Annotated in this window: 20 protein-coding genes; 5 read left to right on the forward strand and 15 right to left on the reverse strand. The window is 61.3% G+C overall.

What is annotated here, in order from left to right; all coding sequences use genetic code 11:
• Positions 1-2 precede the first annotated feature (2 nt).
• The 9 genes from tolQ to C4K40_RS24320 all read right to left on the reverse strand — a co-directional run bounded on the left by tolQ (position 3) and on the right by C4K40_RS24320 (position 7,338).
• Positions 3-698 (reverse strand): protein TolQ, encoded by a 696-nt coding sequence (gene tolQ, locus C4K40_RS24280; protein WP_022640508.1) that lies wholly within the window; start codon positions 696-698, stop codon positions 3-5.
• A complete protein-coding gene (gene ybgC, locus C4K40_RS24285; RefSeq protein ID WP_022640509.1) occupies positions 688-1,155 on the reverse strand; it encodes a tol-pal system-associated acyl-CoA thioesterase in 468 nt (155 codons plus the stop codon). The genes tolQ and ybgC overlap by 11 nt, the downstream gene beginning before the upstream one ends.
• Positions 1,156-1,295: 140 nt before the next feature.
• Positions 1,296-2,354, reverse strand: a complete 1,059-nt coding sequence (ruvB, locus tag C4K40_RS24290) for a Holliday junction branch migration DNA helicase RuvB (RefSeq protein WP_022640510.1) — start codon at positions 2,352-2,354, stop codon at positions 1,296-1,298.
• A complete protein-coding gene (gene ruvA, locus C4K40_RS24295; RefSeq protein ID WP_022640511.1) occupies positions 2,355-2,963 on the reverse strand; it encodes a Holliday junction branch migration protein RuvA in 609 nt (202 codons plus the stop codon).
• A gap of 114 nt (positions 2,964-3,077) precedes the next feature.
• Positions 3,078-3,602: a crossover junction endodeoxyribonuclease RuvC gene (gene ruvC / locus C4K40_RS24300; RefSeq protein WP_022640512.1), complete on the reverse strand. Its 525-nt coding sequence runs from the start codon at positions 3,600-3,602 to the stop codon at positions 3,078-3,080.
• Between the two features lie 129 nt (positions 3,603-3,731).
• Positions 3,732-4,478 carry a YebC/PmpR family DNA-binding transcriptional regulator gene (locus C4K40_RS24305; protein ID WP_022640513.1) on the reverse strand — a complete coding sequence of 249 codons (747 nt, stop codon included), beginning with the start codon at positions 4,476-4,478 and terminating at the stop codon, positions 3,732-3,734.
• Between the two features lie 112 nt (positions 4,479-4,590).
• A complete protein-coding gene (gene aspS / locus C4K40_RS24310; protein ID WP_022640514.1) occupies positions 4,591-6,366 on the reverse strand; it encodes an aspartate--tRNA ligase in 1,776 nt (591 codons plus the stop codon).
• Positions 6,367-6,461: 95 nt separating this feature from the next.
• A complete protein-coding gene (locus C4K40_RS24315; RefSeq protein WP_010457489.1) occupies positions 6,462-6,683 on the reverse strand; it encodes an FmdB family zinc ribbon protein in 222 nt (73 codons plus the stop codon).
• A 181-nt stretch (positions 6,684-6,864) separates the two neighbouring features.
• Complete coding sequence (locus C4K40_RS24320; RefSeq protein WP_053131567.1) at positions 6,865-7,338, reverse strand: Dps family protein; 474 nt, start codon at positions 7,336-7,338, stop codon at positions 6,865-6,867.
• 459 nt (positions 7,339-7,797) lie between these two features.
• Here C4K40_RS24320 and C4K40_RS32110 point away from each other — a divergent pair, with 459 nt between their 5' ends.
• Positions 7,798-8,403 (forward strand): cold-shock protein, encoded by a 606-nt coding sequence (locus C4K40_RS32110; protein ID WP_022640517.1) that lies wholly within the window; start codon positions 7,798-7,800, stop codon positions 8,401-8,403.
• Positions 8,404-8,467: 64 nt separating this feature from the next.
• Here C4K40_RS32110 and C4K40_RS24330 read toward each other — a convergent pair whose 3' ends face one another.
• On the reverse strand, positions 8,468-8,674 hold the full coding sequence (locus tag C4K40_RS24330; protein WP_022640518.1) for a SlyX family protein: 207 nt from the start codon (positions 8,672-8,674) through the stop codon (positions 8,468-8,470).
• A 3-nt stretch (positions 8,675-8,677) separates the two neighbouring features.
• Complete coding sequence (locus C4K40_RS24335) at positions 8,678-9,103, reverse strand: HIT domain-containing protein (protein ID WP_031320386.1); 426 nt, start codon at positions 9,101-9,103, stop codon at positions 8,678-8,680.
• A 923-nt stretch (positions 9,104-10,026) separates the two neighbouring features.
• Here C4K40_RS24335 and C4K40_RS24340 point away from each other — a divergent pair.
• Positions 10,027-11,364, forward strand: a complete 1,338-nt coding sequence (locus tag C4K40_RS24340) for an OprD family porin (RefSeq protein ID WP_022640520.1) — start codon at positions 10,027-10,029, stop codon at positions 11,362-11,364.
• Between the two features lie 271 nt (positions 11,365-11,635).
• On the opposite strand, the gene C4K40_RS24345 is transcribed toward C4K40_RS24340, so the two are convergent.
• Positions 11,636-12,475, reverse strand: coding sequence for a mechanosensitive ion channel family protein (locus C4K40_RS24345; protein WP_022640521.1), 840 nt, complete (start codon positions 12,473-12,475; stop codon positions 11,636-11,638).
• A gap of 138 nt (positions 12,476-12,613) precedes the next feature.
• Positions 12,614-13,099, reverse strand: a complete 486-nt coding sequence (locus tag C4K40_RS24350) for a YajQ family cyclic di-GMP-binding protein (protein WP_022640522.1) — start codon at positions 13,097-13,099, stop codon at positions 12,614-12,616.
• 144 nt (positions 13,100-13,243) lie between these two features.
• Here C4K40_RS24350 and C4K40_RS24355 point away from each other — a divergent pair, with 144 nt between their 5' ends.
• From C4K40_RS24355 to C4K40_RS24365, 3 genes are read left to right on the forward strand one after another with little or no spacing between them, the layout of a single operon-like run.
• Positions 13,244-14,161, forward strand: a complete 918-nt coding sequence (locus C4K40_RS24355) for a putative 2-dehydropantoate 2-reductase (RefSeq protein WP_053131568.1) — start codon at positions 13,244-13,246, stop codon at positions 14,159-14,161.
• A gap of 45 nt (positions 14,162-14,206) precedes the next feature.
• Positions 14,207-16,243 carry an ATP-binding protein gene (locus C4K40_RS24360; protein WP_053131570.1) on the forward strand — a complete coding sequence of 679 codons (2,037 nt, stop codon included), beginning with the start codon at positions 14,207-14,209 and terminating at the stop codon, positions 16,241-16,243.
• 2 nt (positions 16,244-16,245) lie between these two features.
• The gene (locus C4K40_RS24365) at positions 16,246-16,821 is read left to right on the forward strand and encodes a cob(I)yrinic acid a,c-diamide adenosyltransferase (protein WP_053131573.1); all 576 of its coding nucleotides are present in this window, start codon (positions 16,246-16,248) and stop codon (positions 16,819-16,821) included.
• Between the two features lie 45 nt (positions 16,822-16,866).
• Here C4K40_RS24365 and C4K40_RS24370 read toward each other — a convergent pair whose 3' ends face one another.
• On the reverse strand, positions 16,867-17,811 hold the full coding sequence (locus C4K40_RS24370) for a Nudix family hydrolase (protein WP_031320390.1): 945 nt from the start codon (positions 17,809-17,811) through the stop codon (positions 16,867-16,869).
• 115 nt (positions 17,812-17,926) lie between these two features.
• Positions 17,927-19,144 (reverse strand): bifunctional glutamate N-acetyltransferase/amino-acid acetyltransferase ArgJ, encoded by a 1,218-nt coding sequence (argJ, locus tag C4K40_RS24375; RefSeq protein ID WP_053131576.1) that lies wholly within the window; start codon positions 19,142-19,144, stop codon positions 17,927-17,929.
• Between the last annotated feature and the right edge of the window lie 12 nt (positions 19,145-19,156).

Here is a 19,156-nt window from a genome sequence, read left to right on the forward strand (position 1 = left end):
GCTCACTCTTCGCTGGTGTGCACTTTACGGTGCAGGATCGCCTGGAACTCGTCGGCGAAGGTGTAGTAGCGGCTGATCAGCGTCTCGCCGCGAGCGGAGAAACGGTTGTAGGCGATCACCGCCGGGATGGCCGCGAACAGGCCGATGGCAGTCGCTACCAGCGCTTCGGCGATGCCTGGGGCGACAGTGGCCAAGGTCGCTTGCTGGGCGGAAGCCAGGCCACGGAAGGAGTTCATGATCCCCCATACAGTACCGAACAGACCGATGTATGGGCTGACGGAGCCGACGGTAGCGAGAAACGGCAGGCTCTGCTCGAGCTTCTCTTCCTCGCGGGAGATGGCTACGCGCATGGCCCGGGCCACGCCTTCCATCACCGCCTCGGGTTCGACACCCGGCTGCTGGCGCAGGCGGGAGAATTCCTTGAAGCCGGCACGGAAGATCTGCTCGACGCCAGAGTCCGGATCAGGATTGCTACCCGCCTGGCGATACAACTTGGACAGGTCGATACCGGACCAGAAGCGCTCCTCGAAGCTCTCCAGGGCACGTCGACCGGCGCGCAGCAGGTTGCTGCGCTGAAAGATCATGATCCATGAAGTCACCGATGCGGCTACCAGGGTCAGCATTACCAACTGCACTACAACGCTGGCATTGCTGACCAGGCTCCACATGGAGGAATGGTCGACGACGTTAGCTTCCACGCTTTATCTCCTGCTCTGAGTGTGTACCCGCGCTGCCCTCGTCGGCGAAGGCCGTACGCAGGGCGTCTGGAATGGCGCGGGGTTTGAAATTGTCGGCGCGTACACAGGCCACCAGGAACTGCCCCTCGCAGAGCAGCACATGATCCGAGGACCGCCTGACCTGCTGGGTGAATCGCAGGCTGGCCCGGTTCAGCTCGGTGACTTGGGCACTGATCAGAAGCTCGTCGTCCAGCCGCGCCGGCGCGTGGTAACGCGCTTCGCTGGAATGCACGACAAACAACAGGTTCTCCCCCACCAGCTGCGATTGGGCAAAGCCCAGGTGTCGTAGCCGCTCGGTTCGAGCCCGCTCCATAAACTTAAGGTAATTGACGTAATACACGATGCCGCCGGCATCGGTGTCCTCGTAATAAACGCGACAACGATGTGCGAACGGCTCAAGCCCGTTTTGCGCGCGCATACTCTAGTGCTTACTCCTCGGGTTGCCAATCCGGCCAGGCAACTGTTTTTTCATTCTTGGACGACTTTCGCTGAAGTTTCGACGGAGCCAGCCCCTAGGACAGCACAAACTCCGAATAAGTCGACGAAAAGTGTGTCCGATCAATCGTCCACGGCATCGAGAAACTCGTCTACAACGGGCGCTTCTGCCAATCGTGACGGAATGTTTAGTCCGAAATGCAGATAAGCATGCCGGGTCACCACCCGACCACGCGGGGTCCGCATGATGTAGCCCTGCTGGATCAGGTACGGCTCCAGCACGTCCTCGATGGTATGGCGCTCTTCGCTGATCGCGGCGGCCAGGCTGTCGACCCCCACCGGCCCGCCATCGAACTTCTCGATCATGGTCAACAATAGACGCCGGTCCTGATGATCGAAGCCACGCTCGTCGACATCCAGCAGGTTCAGCGCCAGGTCGGCCACCGCCTTGGTGATATGCCCCTTGGCTCGCACCTCGGCGAAGTCGCGCACCCGGCGCAGCAGGCGGTTGGCGATCCGCGGCGTGCCCCGCGCCCGACGCGCCACTTCGATGGCGCCGTCCGGGTCCAGCGGCAAGCCGAGGATGCTGGCGGAACGACTGACGATGGTCGCCAGGTCCGTGATGCTATAGAACTCCAGGCGCTGGACGATACCGAAGCGGTCCCGCAGCGGGTTGGTCAGCATCCCGGCCCGCGTGGTAGCACCGACCAGGGTGAAGGGCGGCAGGTCGAGCTTGATCGAACGCGCCGCCGGACCCTCGCCGATCATGATGTCGAGCTGGAAGTCCTCCATCGCCGGATACAGCACCTCCTCAACGATCGGCGACAGGCGATGGATCTCGTCGATGAACAGCACGTCATGGGGTTCGAGATTGGTCAACAACGCCGCCAGGTCACCGGGACGCTCCAGCACCGGCCCGGAGGTGCTCTTGATCGAGACGCCCATCTCCTGGGCGATGATGTTGGCCAGGGTGGTCTTGCCCAGCCCTGGCGGACCGAAGATCAGGGTATGGTCCAGGGATTCGTTGCGCCCGCGGGCGGCCTGGATGAACAGTTCCATCTGCTCGCGCACGCCGGGCTGGCCGATGTAGTCGGCCAGGCTGACCGGGCGAATCGCCCGGTCCTGGATTTCTTCGCGCTCACGGGGGCCCGTGGCGGCGATCAGACGATCAGCTTCTATCACTTAGATCATTCCCTTCAGAGCCCGGCGGATCATTTCTTCGCTGCTCAAGCCTTTCTCTTTGATCGCGGACACTGCCTTGCTGGCCTCCTGTGGCTTGTAGCCCAGGGAAATCAGCGCACTGACCGCGTCCGATTCAGCACTGGCCACCGGCATCGGCGCATCCGGCTGGTTCGGTACCAGGGCGAACATGCTCGGGACCGCCTCCCAGGCCTTGAAACGGTCCTTGAGTTCCACCAGCAGGCGCTCGGCGGTCTTCTTGCCGACCCCTGGCACCTTGGTCAGGGCCGAGGTGTCCTGGGCCTGCACGCTGCGCACCAGTTCATCCACCTCGAGGCTGGACATCAGGGCCAGTGCCAGTTTCGGCCCCACGCCATTGAGACGGATCAACTCGCGGAAAAAGTCTCGCTCGCGCTTGCTGGCGAAGCCGTAGAGTAACTGCGCGTCTTCGCGCACGACCAAATGAGTGTGCAAGGTCAGTGGTTCGCCGACCGACGGCAAGCGGTACAGGGTGGTCATGGGCACTTCGACTTCATATCCCAACCCATTGACATCAAGAATCAGGTGCGGCGGCTGTTTTTCAGCCAAGGTGCCGCGCAAGCGTCCAATCACGTTCGAATCCTTAAGGCGATGGCCAGCGTTAGCTGGCGACTCACTGAGCAGGCATCCGGGCCGAGCACTCTGGCGCCACGATGCTCCACTCTTGAAATGACTGCGCCGATGCTATCAGAGACGCAAGCGGCCGCCACGACTGCGTGCCGTCCCCAAGCCGTGGGGTAACAGGCTGGAGCGGGTATGGGAATGACAGATGGCGATGGCCAGGGCGTCCGAGGCATCGATCTGCGGCTTGGCGGTCAGCTTGAGCAGATGCATCACCATCATCTGCACCTGCTCCTTGTTGGCGCCACCGGTGCCGGCGACGGCCTGCTTGACCTGGGTAGCGGTGTACTCGGCGATCTCCAGGCCCTCCTCGGCCGCAGCCACTATGGCCGCGCCCCGTGCCTGCCCGAGCTTCAGCGCCGAATCGGCATTACGCGCCATGAACACCTTCTCGATGCCCATGGTCACCGGCCCGTAGGTCTGGATCACCTCGCGCACCCCGCGATAGACGATCTGCAAACGCTCATGCAGTTCGCCGGCGCCAGTGCGAATACACCCCGAGGCCACATATACGCAACCGCGCCCGGTGTCGCGAACCACGCCATAACCGGTGATGCGCGAACCGGGGTCGATGCCAAGAATAAGAGTCATAACGCCTGCTGCTGGAGTGAAAAGGCCTGCCGGGGATGACCGGGATAGCGAAAAGAGCGAAGCCGGAAGCGCCCTGCCGCACAATCATCGCGGCGTTGCGCATCCGGCTTCAAGGTCGGTGCAGTCGAATCAGCCCAACTGGGCAGCAACCGACTCTGGAATATCCGCGTTGGAATAGACGTTCTGCACATCATCCAGGTCTTCCAGCATGTCGATCAGCTTCAAGACCTTCTCCGCGCCGTCCAGGTCCAGCTCGGCACTGGTGGTCGGCAACATGACGATCTCCGCATCCGCCGCCTTGAAGCCCGCAGCTTCCAGGGCATTGCGCACGCCATAGAAACCGGCGAAGGAAGTGAATACGTCGACCGAGCCGTCTTCGTTGCTCACTACGTCGTCGGCATCGGCCTCCATCGCCGCTTCCATCAGCCCATCTTCGTCGACACCTTCGGCAAAGGTCAGCTGGCCCTTGCGCTCGAACAGATAAGCCACCGAACCGTCGGTGCCCAGGTTGCCGCCACACTTGCTGAAGGCATGACGAACCGCCGCCGCGGTGCGGTTGCGGTTATCGGTCATGCATTCGACCATCACTGCCACGCCATTGGGACCGTAGCCCTCGTAGGTCAGCTCGACCACGTCGTCGCTGCCGGCAGCACCGGTACCGCGGGCGATAGCCCGATCGATGATGTCACGGCTCATGTTGGCGCCCAGGGCCTTGTCCAGAGCCAGGCGCAGGCGCGGGTTGGAACCGGGCTCACCACCACCCTGGCGGGCTGCGACGGTCAGCTCACGAATCCATTTGGTGAAGATCTTGCCTCTCTTGGCATCCTGACGCTCTTTGCGGTGCTTGATGTTCGCCCACTTGGAATGACCGGCCATAATTTGCTCCAAATTCTCCTTGAAACCTTACCAGCGCTGCCATCAGGCAGGCGGGTAACAAAAACTCGCCCATAGAAAAAGCGCACCCGAAGGTGCGCCTTGTCGGGCCAGCTTACTCAGCCTTTGGCTGTTCGCGCAGACGGATGTGCAGCTCGCGCAGAGCCTTGGCATCCACCGCACCCGGCGCTTCGGTCATGACACAGGCCGCGCTCTGGGTTTTCGGGAAGGCGATCACTTCACGAATCGATTGCGCGCCGGTCATCAGCATCACCAGGCGATCCAGGCCGAAGGCCAGGCCGCCATGGGGTGGCGCGCCGTACTTGAGGGCGTCCAGCAGGAAGCCGAACTTCTCTTCCTGCTCCGCTTCCTGGATGCCCAGCAGACGGAATACCGCTTGCTGCATTTCCTTGCGATGGATACGGATCGAACCGCCACCCAGCTCCGTGCCGTTGAGCACCATGTCGTAGGCACGGGACAGGGCCTCGGACGGGTTGGCCTCGAGCTCGGCTGGCGAGCACTTGGGCGCGGTGAACGGGTGGTGCACGGCGCTGACGCTACCGTCGTCGTTCTCTTCGAACATCGGGAAGTCGATGACCCACAGCGGAGCCCAGTCGCTGGTCAGCAGGTTCAGGTCGTTGCCGACCTTGATCCGCAGCGCGCCCAGGGCTTCGCTGACGATCTTGGCCTTGTCGGCACCGAAGAACACGATGTCGCCATCGACCGCGCCAACGCGATCGAGGATCACGTTCAGGCTGGCTTCAGGAATGTTCTTGACGATCGGCGACTGCAGGCCTTCGACGCCCTTGGCGCGCTCGTTGACCTTGATGTAAGCCAGGCCCTTGGCACCGTAGATGCCGACAAACTTAGTGTAGTCGTCGATCTTGCTGCGCGGCATGCTCGCCCCGCCAGGAACGCGCAAGGCCGCCACACGGCACTTCGGATCGTTGGCCGGACCACTGAATACCTTGAATTCCACGTCCTTGAGCTGGTCGGCCACGTCCACCAGTTCCAGCGGGATACGCAGGTCCGGCTTGTCGGAACCATAGCGACGCATGGCTTCGTGCCAGGTCATGTGCGGGAACTCGCCGAATTCCACATCCAGCACTTCCTTGAACAGGTTGCGGATCATGCCCTCGGTGAGGCCCATGATGTCCTGTTCGTTGAGGAAGCTGGTCTCGATGTCGATCTGAGTGAACTCAGGCTGACGATCGGCACGCAGGTCTTCGTCGCGGAAGCACTTAGCGATCTGGTAGTAGCGGTCGAAGCCGGCCACCATCAACAGCTGCTTGAACTGCTGCGGCGATTGCGGCAGGGCGAAGAAGTTGCCGGCGTGGGTACGGCTTGGCACCAGGTAGTCGCGGGCACCTTCAGGGGTGGCGCGAGTCAGGATCGGCGTCTCGACGTCCAGGAAGCCGTTCTCGTCGAGGTAGCGACGCACGCTGCTGGTGATCCGCGAGCGCAGGCGCAGCTTCTCGGCCATTTCAGGACGACGCAGGTCGATATAGCGATAGCGCAGGCGCGTCTCTTCGCCTACGTCGGTGTATTCGTTGAGCGGGAACGGCGGGGTTTCCGCGTCGTTCAGCACTTCCAGCTCGTAACCCAGGACCTCGATCATGCCCGAGGCCATGTTGGCGTTGCCGGCACCGGCCGGACGCAGGCGTACCTTGCCGGTGACCTTGACCACGTATTCGCTGCGCACGCGGTCGGCGGTTGCGAAGGTTTCAGCGCGGTCCGGATCGAACACCACCTGGGCCAGGCCTTCACGATCACGGATATCGAGGAAGATCACCCCGCCGTGGTCACGGCGACGGTGGACCCATCCGCAAAGGGTTACTTCCTGACCTTCCAGGCTTTCGTTCAGTTGGCCGCAATAATGGCTGCGCATCATGGTAGTGGTTTCACTTCTCGTAATTCGAAATTCGATGGAGGCCTTGCGCCCCACTTGGGGCCGGATAGTGCAAGAACTCGCGCGTGTCGTTCAACTTAGTCAGCTTTGTCGCCACCGGCCAGGTTCTTCTTCGAGCCGGTCTTGAAGTCGGTTTCATACCAGCCGGTGCCGCTCAGGCGAAAACCGGGCATGGACAGCATCTTTTTCAGTTCAGGTGCCTGGCAGGCAGGGCAGTCGACCAGCGGCGCAGCGCTGATCTTCTGAATGGCTTCCAACTGATGACCACAGGAAGCGCATTGGTAGTCGTACATCGGCATGGGGGCGTCTCGGCAATCAGGTTACTGCTTGAACTACAGCCAGAGCCCACGCCAAAGCTCGGGCTACGTAGCAAAGAGCGGGATTATATCCATTAAATCGGCCCTGTGCAGCCGTATGCCCCATAACCGATGCGCCTTGCAGATACGGATGACGCGCAAGGCGCCATCCGTAGCGGAGGGCTTAACGGTTTTCCAGCAGCGAACGCAGCATCCAGGCGGTTTTCTCATGCACCTGCATGCGCTGGGTCAGCAAGTCCGCCGTGGGTTCGTCGCTGACCTTGTCCAACAGCGGGAAGATACCCCGGGCGGTGCGGGTCACCGCTTCCTGGCCACTGACCAGCTGCTTGATCATTTCCTCGGCTGCCGGCACACCTTCTTCCTCTTTGATCGAGGACAGCCTGGTGTAGATGGAATAGGCACCTGGAGCCGGAAAACCCAGGGCACGGATGCGTTCGGCGATCAGGTCGACCGCCAGGGCCAGTTCGTTGTACTGCTCCTCGAACATCAGGTGCAGGGTGCGAAACTGAGGGCCAGTGACGTTCCAGTGAAAGTTATGGGTCTTGAGGTACAACACGTAGGTATCCGATAGCAGACGGGAAAGTCCGTCGACGATGGATTTACGATCCGCTTCGCTGATACCGATATCAATTGCCATGTTTCTCTCCGTTAACCAGATGAATTCACCCAATCGCTGCCGGACCACTCTAGCAAGAGCATCGCCCCTGCGCCGGCTTCTGTCCCCCGACCGGCCTGCGGTGGATTGTCCCGTGGCCAGCCGGCCCCTCAGACGCTGGGCTCGAGCCTGTTCTGACCACGGAGGAAACCCCACGTTCCTTGAAAAACCCGCCACCACCTGTCTAGCACAGACCTTTGCCTGATGCTCCGAATCACCATCGTCCACGATGGGGTTGCCCCCCTCTTGCCAGCCAGCGTCGGTGATTTGAGAAGGCCTGGGCTTTGCGGTTAAATAGAGCCCGTGTCGTTGTTGCCTATTTCTTCGGCCAACGCGCATAGGCTGACACCACGCATGTACCCGCCTTAACCTTTTTTTCCAAAGCGAACCGTGCGCGATCAGCTCTTCCTTAGTGCTACTTCTTAACGTGAGTTAATCAAAATGTTGAAAATCGTCCACCTGCTGACAGGGCTTGCAGCCTTGCTGCTGTCCTTGATTCCGAGTCTGAGATCTGACGCGGTTCCCTACCTGCAACAACCCGATGCTCTTTACCTGGCCATTTTCGGCCTGCTCAACCTGGCCCTGGCTCCAGTTGCTCCCCACTGGAACAAAGGTCCGCGCCAGCACCTGCAGAACCTGGTCAGCGCCCTGCTGGTCCTGGTCGTTGTCCTGCAAACCCTCACCCTGCTGGCTCCCATGCCGGTGATCGGGGGTCAACCTGCGGTCCTGGTCAGCCTGCTGACCGCATTGATCGCCGTGGCCCTGCACCTGGCCGTGAGCTTCTACAAGTCGTCACCAGCCGCCGCTGCTTCACCTGCCTATGACATGAGCAATCGTGATACCGGCACCGTGAAGTGGTTCAACACCTCCAAAGGCTTCGGTTTTATCTCCCGGGACTCCGGCGATGATATTTTCGTGCACTTTCGCGCCATTCGTGGCGAAGGCCATCGCGTCCTGGTCGAAGGCCAGCGCGTGGAGTTCTCGGTGATGAACCGCGACAAGGGCCTGCAAGCCGAGGACGTGATCGCAGCTCTGCCGCGCCGCTGACCGCCTCGCTGCATAAAAAAACCGCGCCAAGAGGCGCGGTTTTTTTTGCTCTGCAGCTCCCCCCTCAATAGTGGGGAGGCGGGGCGTCTTCTTCGAAGGAGCCGAACTGACCGACCATCTCCTCCTGGCGCTTGAGCATGGCGGTCATCTGCAGTTGCAGGCGCTCCAGCAACTTGTGCTGCGCCACCAACTCATCATTGAGGGCCTGGATGGTGTCATCCTGAAATGCCAGGCGACTTTCAAGATCAATTACCCGCGCTTCCAGACTCATGGTTCAGCCCTCCAGAAAGCGAAAATCTTCGGTCAGCACCAGCCGCAAGCGCTCGCGGATCTGTACAACCTGCTCTGCACTGTAAGGTTTGGCCGGTTGCTTGCCCCATACCGGTGCAGGCCAGGCCGCATCGTCGCGCTTGCGCACGATCACATGCATGTGCAGTTGGCTGACCACGTTGCCCAGCGTCGCCACGTTCAACTTGTCGGCATCGAAGGAGTCCTTCAGTACTTCGGCCAGTGCTGTGGTTTCTCGCCACAACTGTTGCTGATCGGTGACATCCAGTTGAAACAACTCGCTGATATCTTCGCGACGCGGCACCAGGATGAACCAGGGGTAGTTTGCATCATTGGACAGCAGCAGCCGGCAGAGGGGGAAATCCCCGATGGCTAATGTGTCTTGCTGCAATCGTGAATCTAAAGTGAACACCGCGCTTGCTCCCGCTCAGCCCATTACAGCCTGGCCGTCCAGTATTACTGACACCTGCCAGGCGACAGAGGCGCAGCATACCTGCGAATGCCTCGCGCTTCATGGGCAATGAGCCTGCGCCCCTCACCCCCACTTGGCAAGGAGCCACTGCATGCAACCCGCTGCGCCCCAAGGCAGGACACTTTCCGAAGCCCCGCACCAATTGCCTACAAAACGTCAGAAGTGTTCGAAAGATGACCAGGCAAGCCCTTGATGTTTGTCGTTCTTTGCGCGCCAGTGCACATGGGACTCGCACCGCGTTTCGTCGGCCTTGCACCAAAACCGCACAAAGGGTCTATGCTGAGTACCCCAAGCATCCGCCGTTTACTCACTTTGCAGTGTGCAGCGGTAACATTTTGCAAAGCTGTGCAACTTATTGCACACCCCTGCACCATGGGTGCAGCCACGTCAAGCCAAACGAAAAGCCAGCGGAAACAGTGGTTTTATGCGGTTTTTGCAGGCTCATATGGCGCCTGGAACAAAAATCGTCGAACAAAATGGATTTGTGCACGCTTGTTGCATTCAGCCCGGAACCGTCTGCGATGGCTCACAGGAAGTGAGAGCTTACAGACTCATGATAATAGTGGCAGGGCTGCCCCAAAGTACTTTTAAAGTGTTTGCATCGGGGCCTTCGCGGCCTCCTTACATTCTCTCGAAAAGTACTATTAAAGTTGTAGGACCGGATACATTCCGGCCAAACAATTGCGACACCGATCGAGCAATTTGCGACAGCCTCGTAAAGAAGGTGCAAGGATAGATAGGCAAGTATCGCCAATATTGTCAGCGTGATATAAGTTTGCGCCGACACAAAAAGAAAGAGCCGCCCAGATAAAAATACAGGTGGGACGGCAATAGTCTTCTAAAAACCAAAGGAGCAAATCACGATGCGCGTGATGAAGTGGAGCATGATCGCCCTGGCTGTATCCGCAGGGACCTCGCAGTTCGCAATCGCGTCCTCCCAGGACGATTCCAAGGGCTTCTTCGAAGATCAGAGCCTGAAGTCTAAGACTCGCCTGGAATACATGAATCGCGACTACAAGAATGGCGCTGGTAACATTTCCAAGCCAGGTGGAGGCTACAAGAGCGGTTATCGTCAAGATACCGGTATCAGTGAACTGCTGACCTACGAGTCGGGCTTCACTCAAGGCACCGTGGGTGTCGGCGTGGATGCCATGGCCATGGGCGCAGCCCGCCTGGACGGCGGCGCAGGTCGTGCCGGCAACGGTCTGTTCGCAGTCAATAGCGACGGCCAACCTGAAAAGACCCAGTCCAAGACTGGCGCCGCCATCAAGTTCCGCATCTCCGACACTACCCTCAAGTACGGTCGTCAATTCGTCGCCAGCCCGGTATTCGCCACCGACGATAGCCGCCTGTTGCCGGAAGTGGCCGAAGGCACCCTGATCACCAGCAAGGAAATCAAGGGCCTGGAACTGAACGCTGGCCGCTTCACCGCGCTGAGCAAGCAGACCGGCATGGGCAAGGACAGCATCGGCGGCGTGGCCGACCTGGATGGCCAAGGTGGCAAAGGTCTGCCTTCGGCGGACATCTTCGGTGCGACCTACGCCTTCACCGACAACTTCACCGGCACCCTGGCAGCCTCCAAGGTCGACCAGTACTTCAAGAAGCAGTACATCAACCTGAACTACACCCTGCCGATCGCCGAGTCGCAGTCCCTGAACTTCGACTTCAACGGCTACAAGACCGAAGGCGACAAGCGTGGCGACCTGGTCGACATGATCGGTGATGGCCGCAAGGGTGTAGACAACAAACTGTGGAGCCTGGCAGCGGCATACAGCCTCGGCGCGCACAAGTTCACCCTGGCCCATCAGCGCTCCAGCGGCGACAACGGCTACTACTACGGCGTTGACGGCAACGGCACGGTCTTCGTGGCCAACTCCATCCAGATCTCCGACTTCGTAGGCCGCGACGAGCGCTCCTGGCAAGCACGTTACGACTTGAACATGGCCACCTATGGCGTGCCAGGCCTGAGTTTCATGGCTCGCTACGTGACTGGTGACAACATCTCCACCAATGGCCTGGGCGAAGGCAAGGAAAAGGAGTTCAACTTCGAGACCAAATACGTCATGCAGGAAGGCCCGGCCAAGGACCTGTCCTTCCGCCTGCGTAGCGCAGTGTATCGCGTCAATAATGCCTACAGCGGTTACCAGTCGGATAACAACGATGTTCGTATCATCGTCGAGTACCCTCTGAGCATCTTGTAATCCCGATATCCGGCTAATTAAGCAAACACGCGATATCAATAAAAACCGCCGCACTGAAATAGCGCGGCGGTTTTTTATACCTACGAAAAGTACCAACCAGAATACGCAAACAAATAGCAAGCTAACTAATAAACCGTCTATCGCTAGTTGATACTCATCAACCAGCAACAAACCCGCTTAGTTGCCAGGCCGCAAAACAAACAAGGGGCCCATGGCCCCTTGTCTTGAACAACATTAGCTGACCGAACAGCCAACTTGTGAAACCGTCTTGTTACACGGCGGCTTCCTGGACCATGCGGATCACCCGTTGCGGAAACGGGATATCGATACCCGCGGCCTTCAAACGATCACGGGACAACTCGTTGAACTGGAACATGACATCCCAGTAGTCGGCAGTCTTGACCCAGACGCGCAACGACAGGGTGATGGCACTGTCGCCCAGGGTCGAAACCACGGCCACCGGCGCCGGGTCGGCCAGCACACGCTCATCCTTGGCTAGCTCCAGCAACACTTCACGGGCCTTCTGCAGGTCCGCGTCGTAATCCACGCCCACATCGAATACCACCTTGCGAGTGGGTTGGCGGTTGTAGTTGGTGATGATGCCGTTGGACAGGTTGCCGTTGGGCACGATCACCGTCTTGTTGTCACCGGTACGCAGCACCGTGTGGAAGATCTGGATGCTGTCGACGGTACCGCTGATGCCCTGGGCTTCGATGAAGTCACCAATGCGGAACGGACGGAACAGCAGGATCAGCACTCCGCCGGCAAAGTTCGCCAGGCTGCCTTGCAGCGCCAGGCCAATGGCCAGGCCGGCGGCGCCGATGGCGGCGACGAAAGAAGTGGTCTCGACACCGATCATCGAGGCCACGCTGACGATCAGCAGGACCTTGAGCACGATGTTCGCCAGGCTGCTGATGAAGCCCTGCAACGCCAGGTCGGCATTACGCAGCGCCAGGAGCCTGCCCACTTTATGGGTCAGCTTGTTGATCAGCCACCAACCGATGGCCAGGGTGACCACGGCCAGCAGCACGCGACTGCCGTATTCCATGATCATCGGAATCCAGGCCTGGGAAGCCCGGACCAGGTTGTCTACTTCAGCATTCAAATCCATCTATCTCTCCAGGTTTCCGCGATTGCGCAGGATGCATGACTGACAGGCAGAACGACCGGCTCCCGGGGAGCTCAATCGTTTCTGCCATCGCTCCGGCCTCGGACGCCAACAAGAGCTAGAGGTTCCCGGAAGCGTCGATCAATCACGAAAGTTGTTGAACTGCAGCGGCATGCCGAATTCCTTGCCACGCAGTGCCGCGATGGCCTCTTGCAGGTCGTCGCGCTTCTTGCCGGTCACCCGGACCTGCTCGCCCTGGATGGCGGCCTGCACCTTGAGCTTGGCCTCCTTGATATGGGCAACGATCTTCTTCGCCAGTTCCTTGTCGATCCCTTCCTTGAGCACCGCTTCCTGCTTCATCACCTTGCCGGAGGCATAGGCGTCCTTGATTTCCAGGCATTGCACGTCGATCTTGCGCTTGACCAGGGCCAGCTTGAGGATCTCGATCATCGCTTCCAGCTGGAACTCGGCTTCAGCGGTCAGGTTGACGGTCAGGTCCTTGTCCTTGAACTCGAAGCTGCCCTTGCCCTTCAGGTCGTAGCGGCGATCCAGTTCCTTGACGGCGTTTTCCACCGCGTTGGTGACTTCGTGCTTGTCCAGTTCGGATACCACGTCAAACGACGGCATGTACTCTCTCCAAATAAAAAAGGGGCGCTGTTCAGAACATCGAACACGCCCGGCTTGCGGTTAAAATCCGCGCTCATTATAACGGGTCTTTCCCCTCCTTCACCGCGTGCCCTCCCCGGGCCTGCCAAACAGAGCGAAAACTTGATGTCCACCACCTGGCACGTCCTCGGCGCCGGCAGCCTCGGTACTCTCTGGGCCACACGCCTGGCCCGCGCCGGCCTGCCGGTACGCCTGATCCTGCGGGACCAGGCCCGCTTGCAGGACTACCAAGCCGCTGGCGGCCTGACCCTGGTCGAACAGGGCCAGAGCCACCTGTATCCGATCCCCGGCGAAACCTGCGACAGTCCGCAACCGATCCAGCGTCTGCTGCTGGCTTGCAAGGCCTACGATGCCGAGGCGGCGGTGGCGCGCATCGCCACCCGCCTGGCTCCAGGGGCCGAGCTGATCCTCTTGCAAAACGGCTTGGGCAGCCAGGACGCCGTGGCCGCCCGGGTTCCCGGGGCACGCTGCATCGCCGCCTCCAGCACCGAGGGGGCATTCCGCGATGGCGACTGGCGCGTGGTATTCGCCGGACATGGCTATACCTGGCTCGGCGATGCCGGCCACCCCAGCGCACCGATCTGGCTGGATGAACTCAGTGCCAGTGGCATTCCCCACGAATGGACCACCCAGATCCTCACCCGGCTCTGGCGCAAGTTGGCGCTCAACTGCGCCATCAACCCCCTGACGGTGCTGCACGACTGCCGCAATGGCGGCCTGCAGCAACACCGCTGTGAAGTCGCCACCCTGTGTGCCGAACTGGGCGAGCTGCTGCAATGCTGTGGGCAACCCGATGCGGCGCAAGACCTGCAACAGGAAGTCGAACGGGTGATCCAGGCCACCGCCGCCAATTACTCCTCGATGTACCAGGACGTGGCCAACCAGCGGCGTACCGAAATCCGCTACCTACTGGGCCACGCCTGCGCAGTCGCCAACCGCCATCGGCTGGCGTTGCCGCACCTGCAGCAATTGCAACTGCGCCTCAAGGAACACCTGCAACTGCACGGATTGCCCAGCGACTGAGCAGCGGCTACGCTGCCCACTTGCTCATTTCCAGCGATATAGCCGATGCCATTGCGCCAGCGTCTCGAAAACCTGCCGGTGGGCCAAAAGCTCCTGGCGGCTCTGCTTGTCTTGCTGACCACAGTGCTGCTGGTCGCCAACCTGACCTTCATCAGCGCCGCCTACTGGATCTCCCAGGAGAGCATGGCGCCCCAGGCCCTGCAGACCATCGGCCGGTTGGTGTCCAATCCGACCCTGTCGCTCCAGGCGTTGAACTCGCCCCAGGATGCGGAACGGTTGCTCAGCGAACTCGATAGCTACTCGCCCCTGCGCGCAGCGGCCATCTATGACGGCAGCGGCCAGCGCATCGCCCAGTTGCAGCACGGCGATCGCCTCAAGCTGCCCGAGCGCTACCGGCATATCGAGGCCTGGCAACTGACCGAGTTTCGCAGCAACCAGGTGATCCCCCTGCCACGTCCGGGCCAGGAGCCGGGTCACCTGCTGCTGGTGGCCACCAGCGAACTGCCCATGGCCTTCTATACCGGCACCCTCACCGCCAGCCTGGGCATCCTGATCTTCAGCGTGCTGCTGTGGCTGATCATCGCCCGGCAGATCAAGCGCCTGATCACCCAGCCGATCCACCAGCTCGAGGAACTGTCGCGCCAGGTCACCCGTGAAGAGAACTACGCCCTGCGCGCGGCGCGCGGCAACCACGACGAAATCGGCAGCCTGGCCGAGGCCTTCAACACCATGCTGTCGCGGATCGAGGCTCGGGAGCAGCAGCTCAAGCGTGCCCGGGACGATTCCCAGGCCGCCTACGACCAGGCCCAGGGGCTGGCCGAAGAGACCCGCCACACCAACCGCAAGCTGGAACTGGAAGTCCAGGTACGCAGCAAGATCGAGAAGAAGCTCACTGGCTTCCAGAACTACCTCAACAGCATCATCGACTCCATGCCCTCGGCGCTGATCGCCCTGGACGAACAGCTGTACGTCACCCAGTGGAACCAGGAGGCCAGCGCCCTGTCCGGGACACGCCTGGACGAGGCGCTGAACCAGCCGATCTTCCTGGCCTTCGAACCGCTCAAGCCATTCCTGCCCCAACTCAAGGAAACCGTGGAACAGCACACGGTGGCCAAGATCGAGCGGGTTACCTGGTTCAAGGATGAAGAAGCCAAGCACTATGCCCTGACCTTCTACCCGCTGATGGGCGGAGCCGGACGCGGGGTGGTGATCCGTATCGACGACATCACCCAACGCCTGTCCCTGGAAGAAATGATGGTGCAGTCGGAAAAGATGCTCTCGGTGGGCGGCCTCGCGGCCGGCATGGCCCACGAGATCAACAACCCCCTGGGGGCGATCCTGCACAACGTGCAGAACATCCGCCGCCGGCTATCCCCGGAACTGCCGAAGAACCTCGAATATGCCCAGCAGAGCGGGGTCGAGCTGCAAACCGTCAATCGTTACCTGGAAAGCCGCGAAGTCCCGCAATTGCTCGATGGCATCCAACAGGCCGGGGGCCGAGCGGCGAAGATCGTCACCCATATGCTCAGCTTCAGTCGCCGTAGCAACCGGCAGATGGCGCCCTGCGACCTGCCGGCGCTGATCGACCAGGCAGTGGAGATCGCCGGCAACGACTTCGACCTGGCGATCGGCTTCGACTTCAAGGGCCAGGCGATCATCCGCCAGTTCGATCCGAACCTGGGCCCGGTTCCCGGCACCGCCAACGAACTGGAGCAGGTGCTGCTCAACCTGCTGAAGAACGCCGCCCAGGCCATTCACCAGCGCGACGACGACAGCGAGCCGGGACGGATCATCCTGCGTACCCGGCTCAATCCGCCCTGGGCGGAAATCCAGGTGGAGGACAACGGCATTGGCATGAGCGAGAACGTGCGCAAGCGCACCTTCGAGCCATTCTTCACCACCAAGGAAATCGGCCAGGGCACCGGCCTCGGCCTGTCTGTGTCGTACTTCATCATCACCAACAACCACAAAGGGCAGATGGAAGTGCAATCGACCCGGGGCCAGGGCACCTGCTTCACCCTGCGCCTGCCCCTGGCCAGCAACCAGCCCCCGGTCCAAGCACCGTTACCACTGGAGAACTAGACATGGGTTTTCGCTTGTCGAAGATTTACACCCGCACCGGCGACAAGGGCGAAACCGGCCTGGGAGATGGGCGCCGAGTGCCCAAGGACCATCCGCGGATCGAGGCCATCGGCGAAGTCGACACCCTGAACAGCCAGTTGGGCCTGCTGCTGGCCGGCCTGGAAGAACAGCGCATGGCTTATCCCGGGCTGGCCCAGGTGATCGAGGTCTTGGCGCCCTGCCAGCATCGCTTGTTCGACCTTGGCGGCGAGCTGGCGATGCCGGTGTACCAGGCGCTCGATCAGCTGGAAGTGCAGCGCCTGGAGGCTGCCATCGATAGCTGGAACGAGGAGCTGGGCCCGCTGGAGAACTTCATCCTGCCCGGAGGCTCGATGCTGATCGCCCAGGCCCACGTCTGCCGTAGCCTGGCCCGCAGCGCCGAACGCCGCTGCCAGCAACTCAATGCGATCGAGCCGCTACAGGGAGTCGGGCTGGCCTATATCAATCGCCTGTCGGACCTGCTGTTCGTCGCTGCTCGCTTGATTGCCAAGCGCCAGGGCATCGCCGAGATCCTCTGGCAGGCCGCCGCCAAACCCTGACGGGCAACGACTTGGCGGGGCGGCACCGGCAAGCCGTTGCTTGATTCAGTCTTGCGGCCAGAAGGCACGGATCCCCGCCACGCCCTGGGCGCCGCAGGCCCAGGCCTGTTCGCACTGGGCCGGAGTTACGCCACCTAGCAAGTACACCGGCTTGTTGAAGCCGACGATCAGTTGCCCGGCCTGCTCCCAACCCAGGGGCTGGGCATCGGGATGGGTCTGGGTCGGCTGCACCGGCGACAGGGTCACGAAGTCCACGTCCATCTGCTGCGCCAGGGCCAGTTCCTCGGCGTCATGACAGGAGGCCGCCAACCAGCGATCCTTGCCGAATGGGCGCCCGGCACTGGCGTACTTGCGCAGTTGGGCCGACGTCATATGCCAGCCGGCCGACGGAAAGTCTCCCAGCCACTCGAAAGGTCCCTTGAGCATCAGCTGCGCCTTGCCAGCGCACAGGCCCACCGCATCCACCGCCAGGTCGCGATACTGCGGGTCGTAGCCACCGGGCGCCCGCAACTGGATCAGCTTGCAGCCCTGGGCAATGGCCTTCTGCATGCCACGCAGCAGGGCCGGGGTTTCCAGGCCCTCTGGAGTAATCAGGTAGTGCTCGGGCAAACGCGCTGCCGCGACGATCGGCTGATTGGCCGCCGGGAACTCATAATCGCCCAGTTGCCGTGGACTCACCCAGGCCAGGGGCTGGCCTTCGGCACCATGGGGCTCGCCGCTGAAGGCCGAGACCTCCCATACATCCAGCAAAACCTGCTTGTCCGGATAGTCGTGCTGCACCTTGATCAGTGGGCGCGCAGCCTGCATGGCAATGCCCAGTTCTTCCTGCAGCTCCCTAGCCAATGCCGCCTGCACTGTTTCCCCGGCCTCGACCTTGCCCCCGGGAAACTCCCAAAGGCCCCCTTGATGCTGAGTATCGGCACGTCGGGCGATCAGGATCTTGCCATTGGCATCCCGGATGACGGCCGCTGCCACATGTACTCGTTTCACCGCGTTTTCCTCTGGTCCGGCATTCGGCCGGCCTGGGTGGCCAGCCGATGAAAAAATGATGGTCGCCAAGCGCGAAGGCCTGCCCCGGATGGTTCCGAGGCGGCCATAGCGAGTATCAGGTACGGTACTCGGCGTTGATCTTCACATACTCGTGGGACAGGTCGGTGGTCCAGATGGTTTCGCTGCAGGTACCACGTCCCAGTTCGATACGGATGGTGATCTCTTCCTGCTGCATCACCGCCGCACCCTGGGCCTCGGTATAGCTGGCAGCCCGAGCGCCACGACTGGCGATGCAGACCACGCCGAGGAACACGTCGATCTTGCTCACATCCAGGTCCGGCACGCCGGCACGCCCAACGGCTGCCAGGATCCGCCCCCAGTTCGGGTCGGAAGCGAACAGTGCCGTCTTGATCAGCGGCGAGTGGGCCACGGTGTAGCCCACGTCCAGGCACTCCTGGTGGTTGCCACCGCCATTGACTTGGACAGTGACGAACTTGGTGGCGCCTTCACCGTCGCGGACGATGGCCTGGGCCACTTCCATGCAGACTTCGAACACCGCCTGCCTCAGCGCAGCGAACAGCGGGCCGCTGGCCTCGGTGATCTCCGGCAGGTCGGCCTGGCCGGTAGCGATCAGCATGCAGCAGTCGTTAGTGGAGGTGTCGCCGTCGATGGTGATGCGATTGAAGGACTTGTTGGCACCATCCAGCAGCAGGTTCTGCAGCACTTCGCGGGAGACCTTGGCGTCGGTGGCGATGTAGCCAAGCATGGTCGCCATGTTCGGCCGGATCATTCCCGCGCCCTTGCTGATACCGGTGACTGTGATGGTCACGCCGTCATGCTGGAACTGGCGGCTGGCGCCCTTGGGCAGGGTATCGGTGGTCATGATCCCGGTGGCGGCAGCGGCCCAGTTATCCACGGACAGGTCGTCCAGGGCGGCTTGCAAGGCACCTTCGATCTTCTCCACAGGCAGCGGCTCGCCGATGACCCCGGTGGAGTACGGCAGCACGGCGCTGGCGTCGACCCCGGTCAGCTCCGCCAGCTTGGCGCAGGTACGGCTGGCTGCCGCCAGGCCAGGCTCGCCGGTACCGGCGTTGGCATTACCAGTGTTGGTCAGCAGGTAACGCACCGGCCCCTGCACGCGCTGCTTGGCCAGGATCACCGGCGCGGCGCAGAACGCATTGAGGGTGAACACCCCGGCCACCGTCGAGCCTTCGGCACAGCGCATGACCACCACATCCTTGCGCCCGGGGCGCTTGATACCAGCCGAGGCGATACCGAGTTCGAAACCGGCAACCGGGTGCAACGTTGGCAAAGGACCAAGACCAACAGCCATGAATGCGCTCCT

Origin of the sequence: Pseudomonas sp. CMR5c (assembly GCF_003850545.1) — a bacterium.
Lineage (GTDB): Bacteria > Pseudomonadota > Gammaproteobacteria > Pseudomonadales > Pseudomonadaceae > Aquipseudomonas > Aquipseudomonas piscis.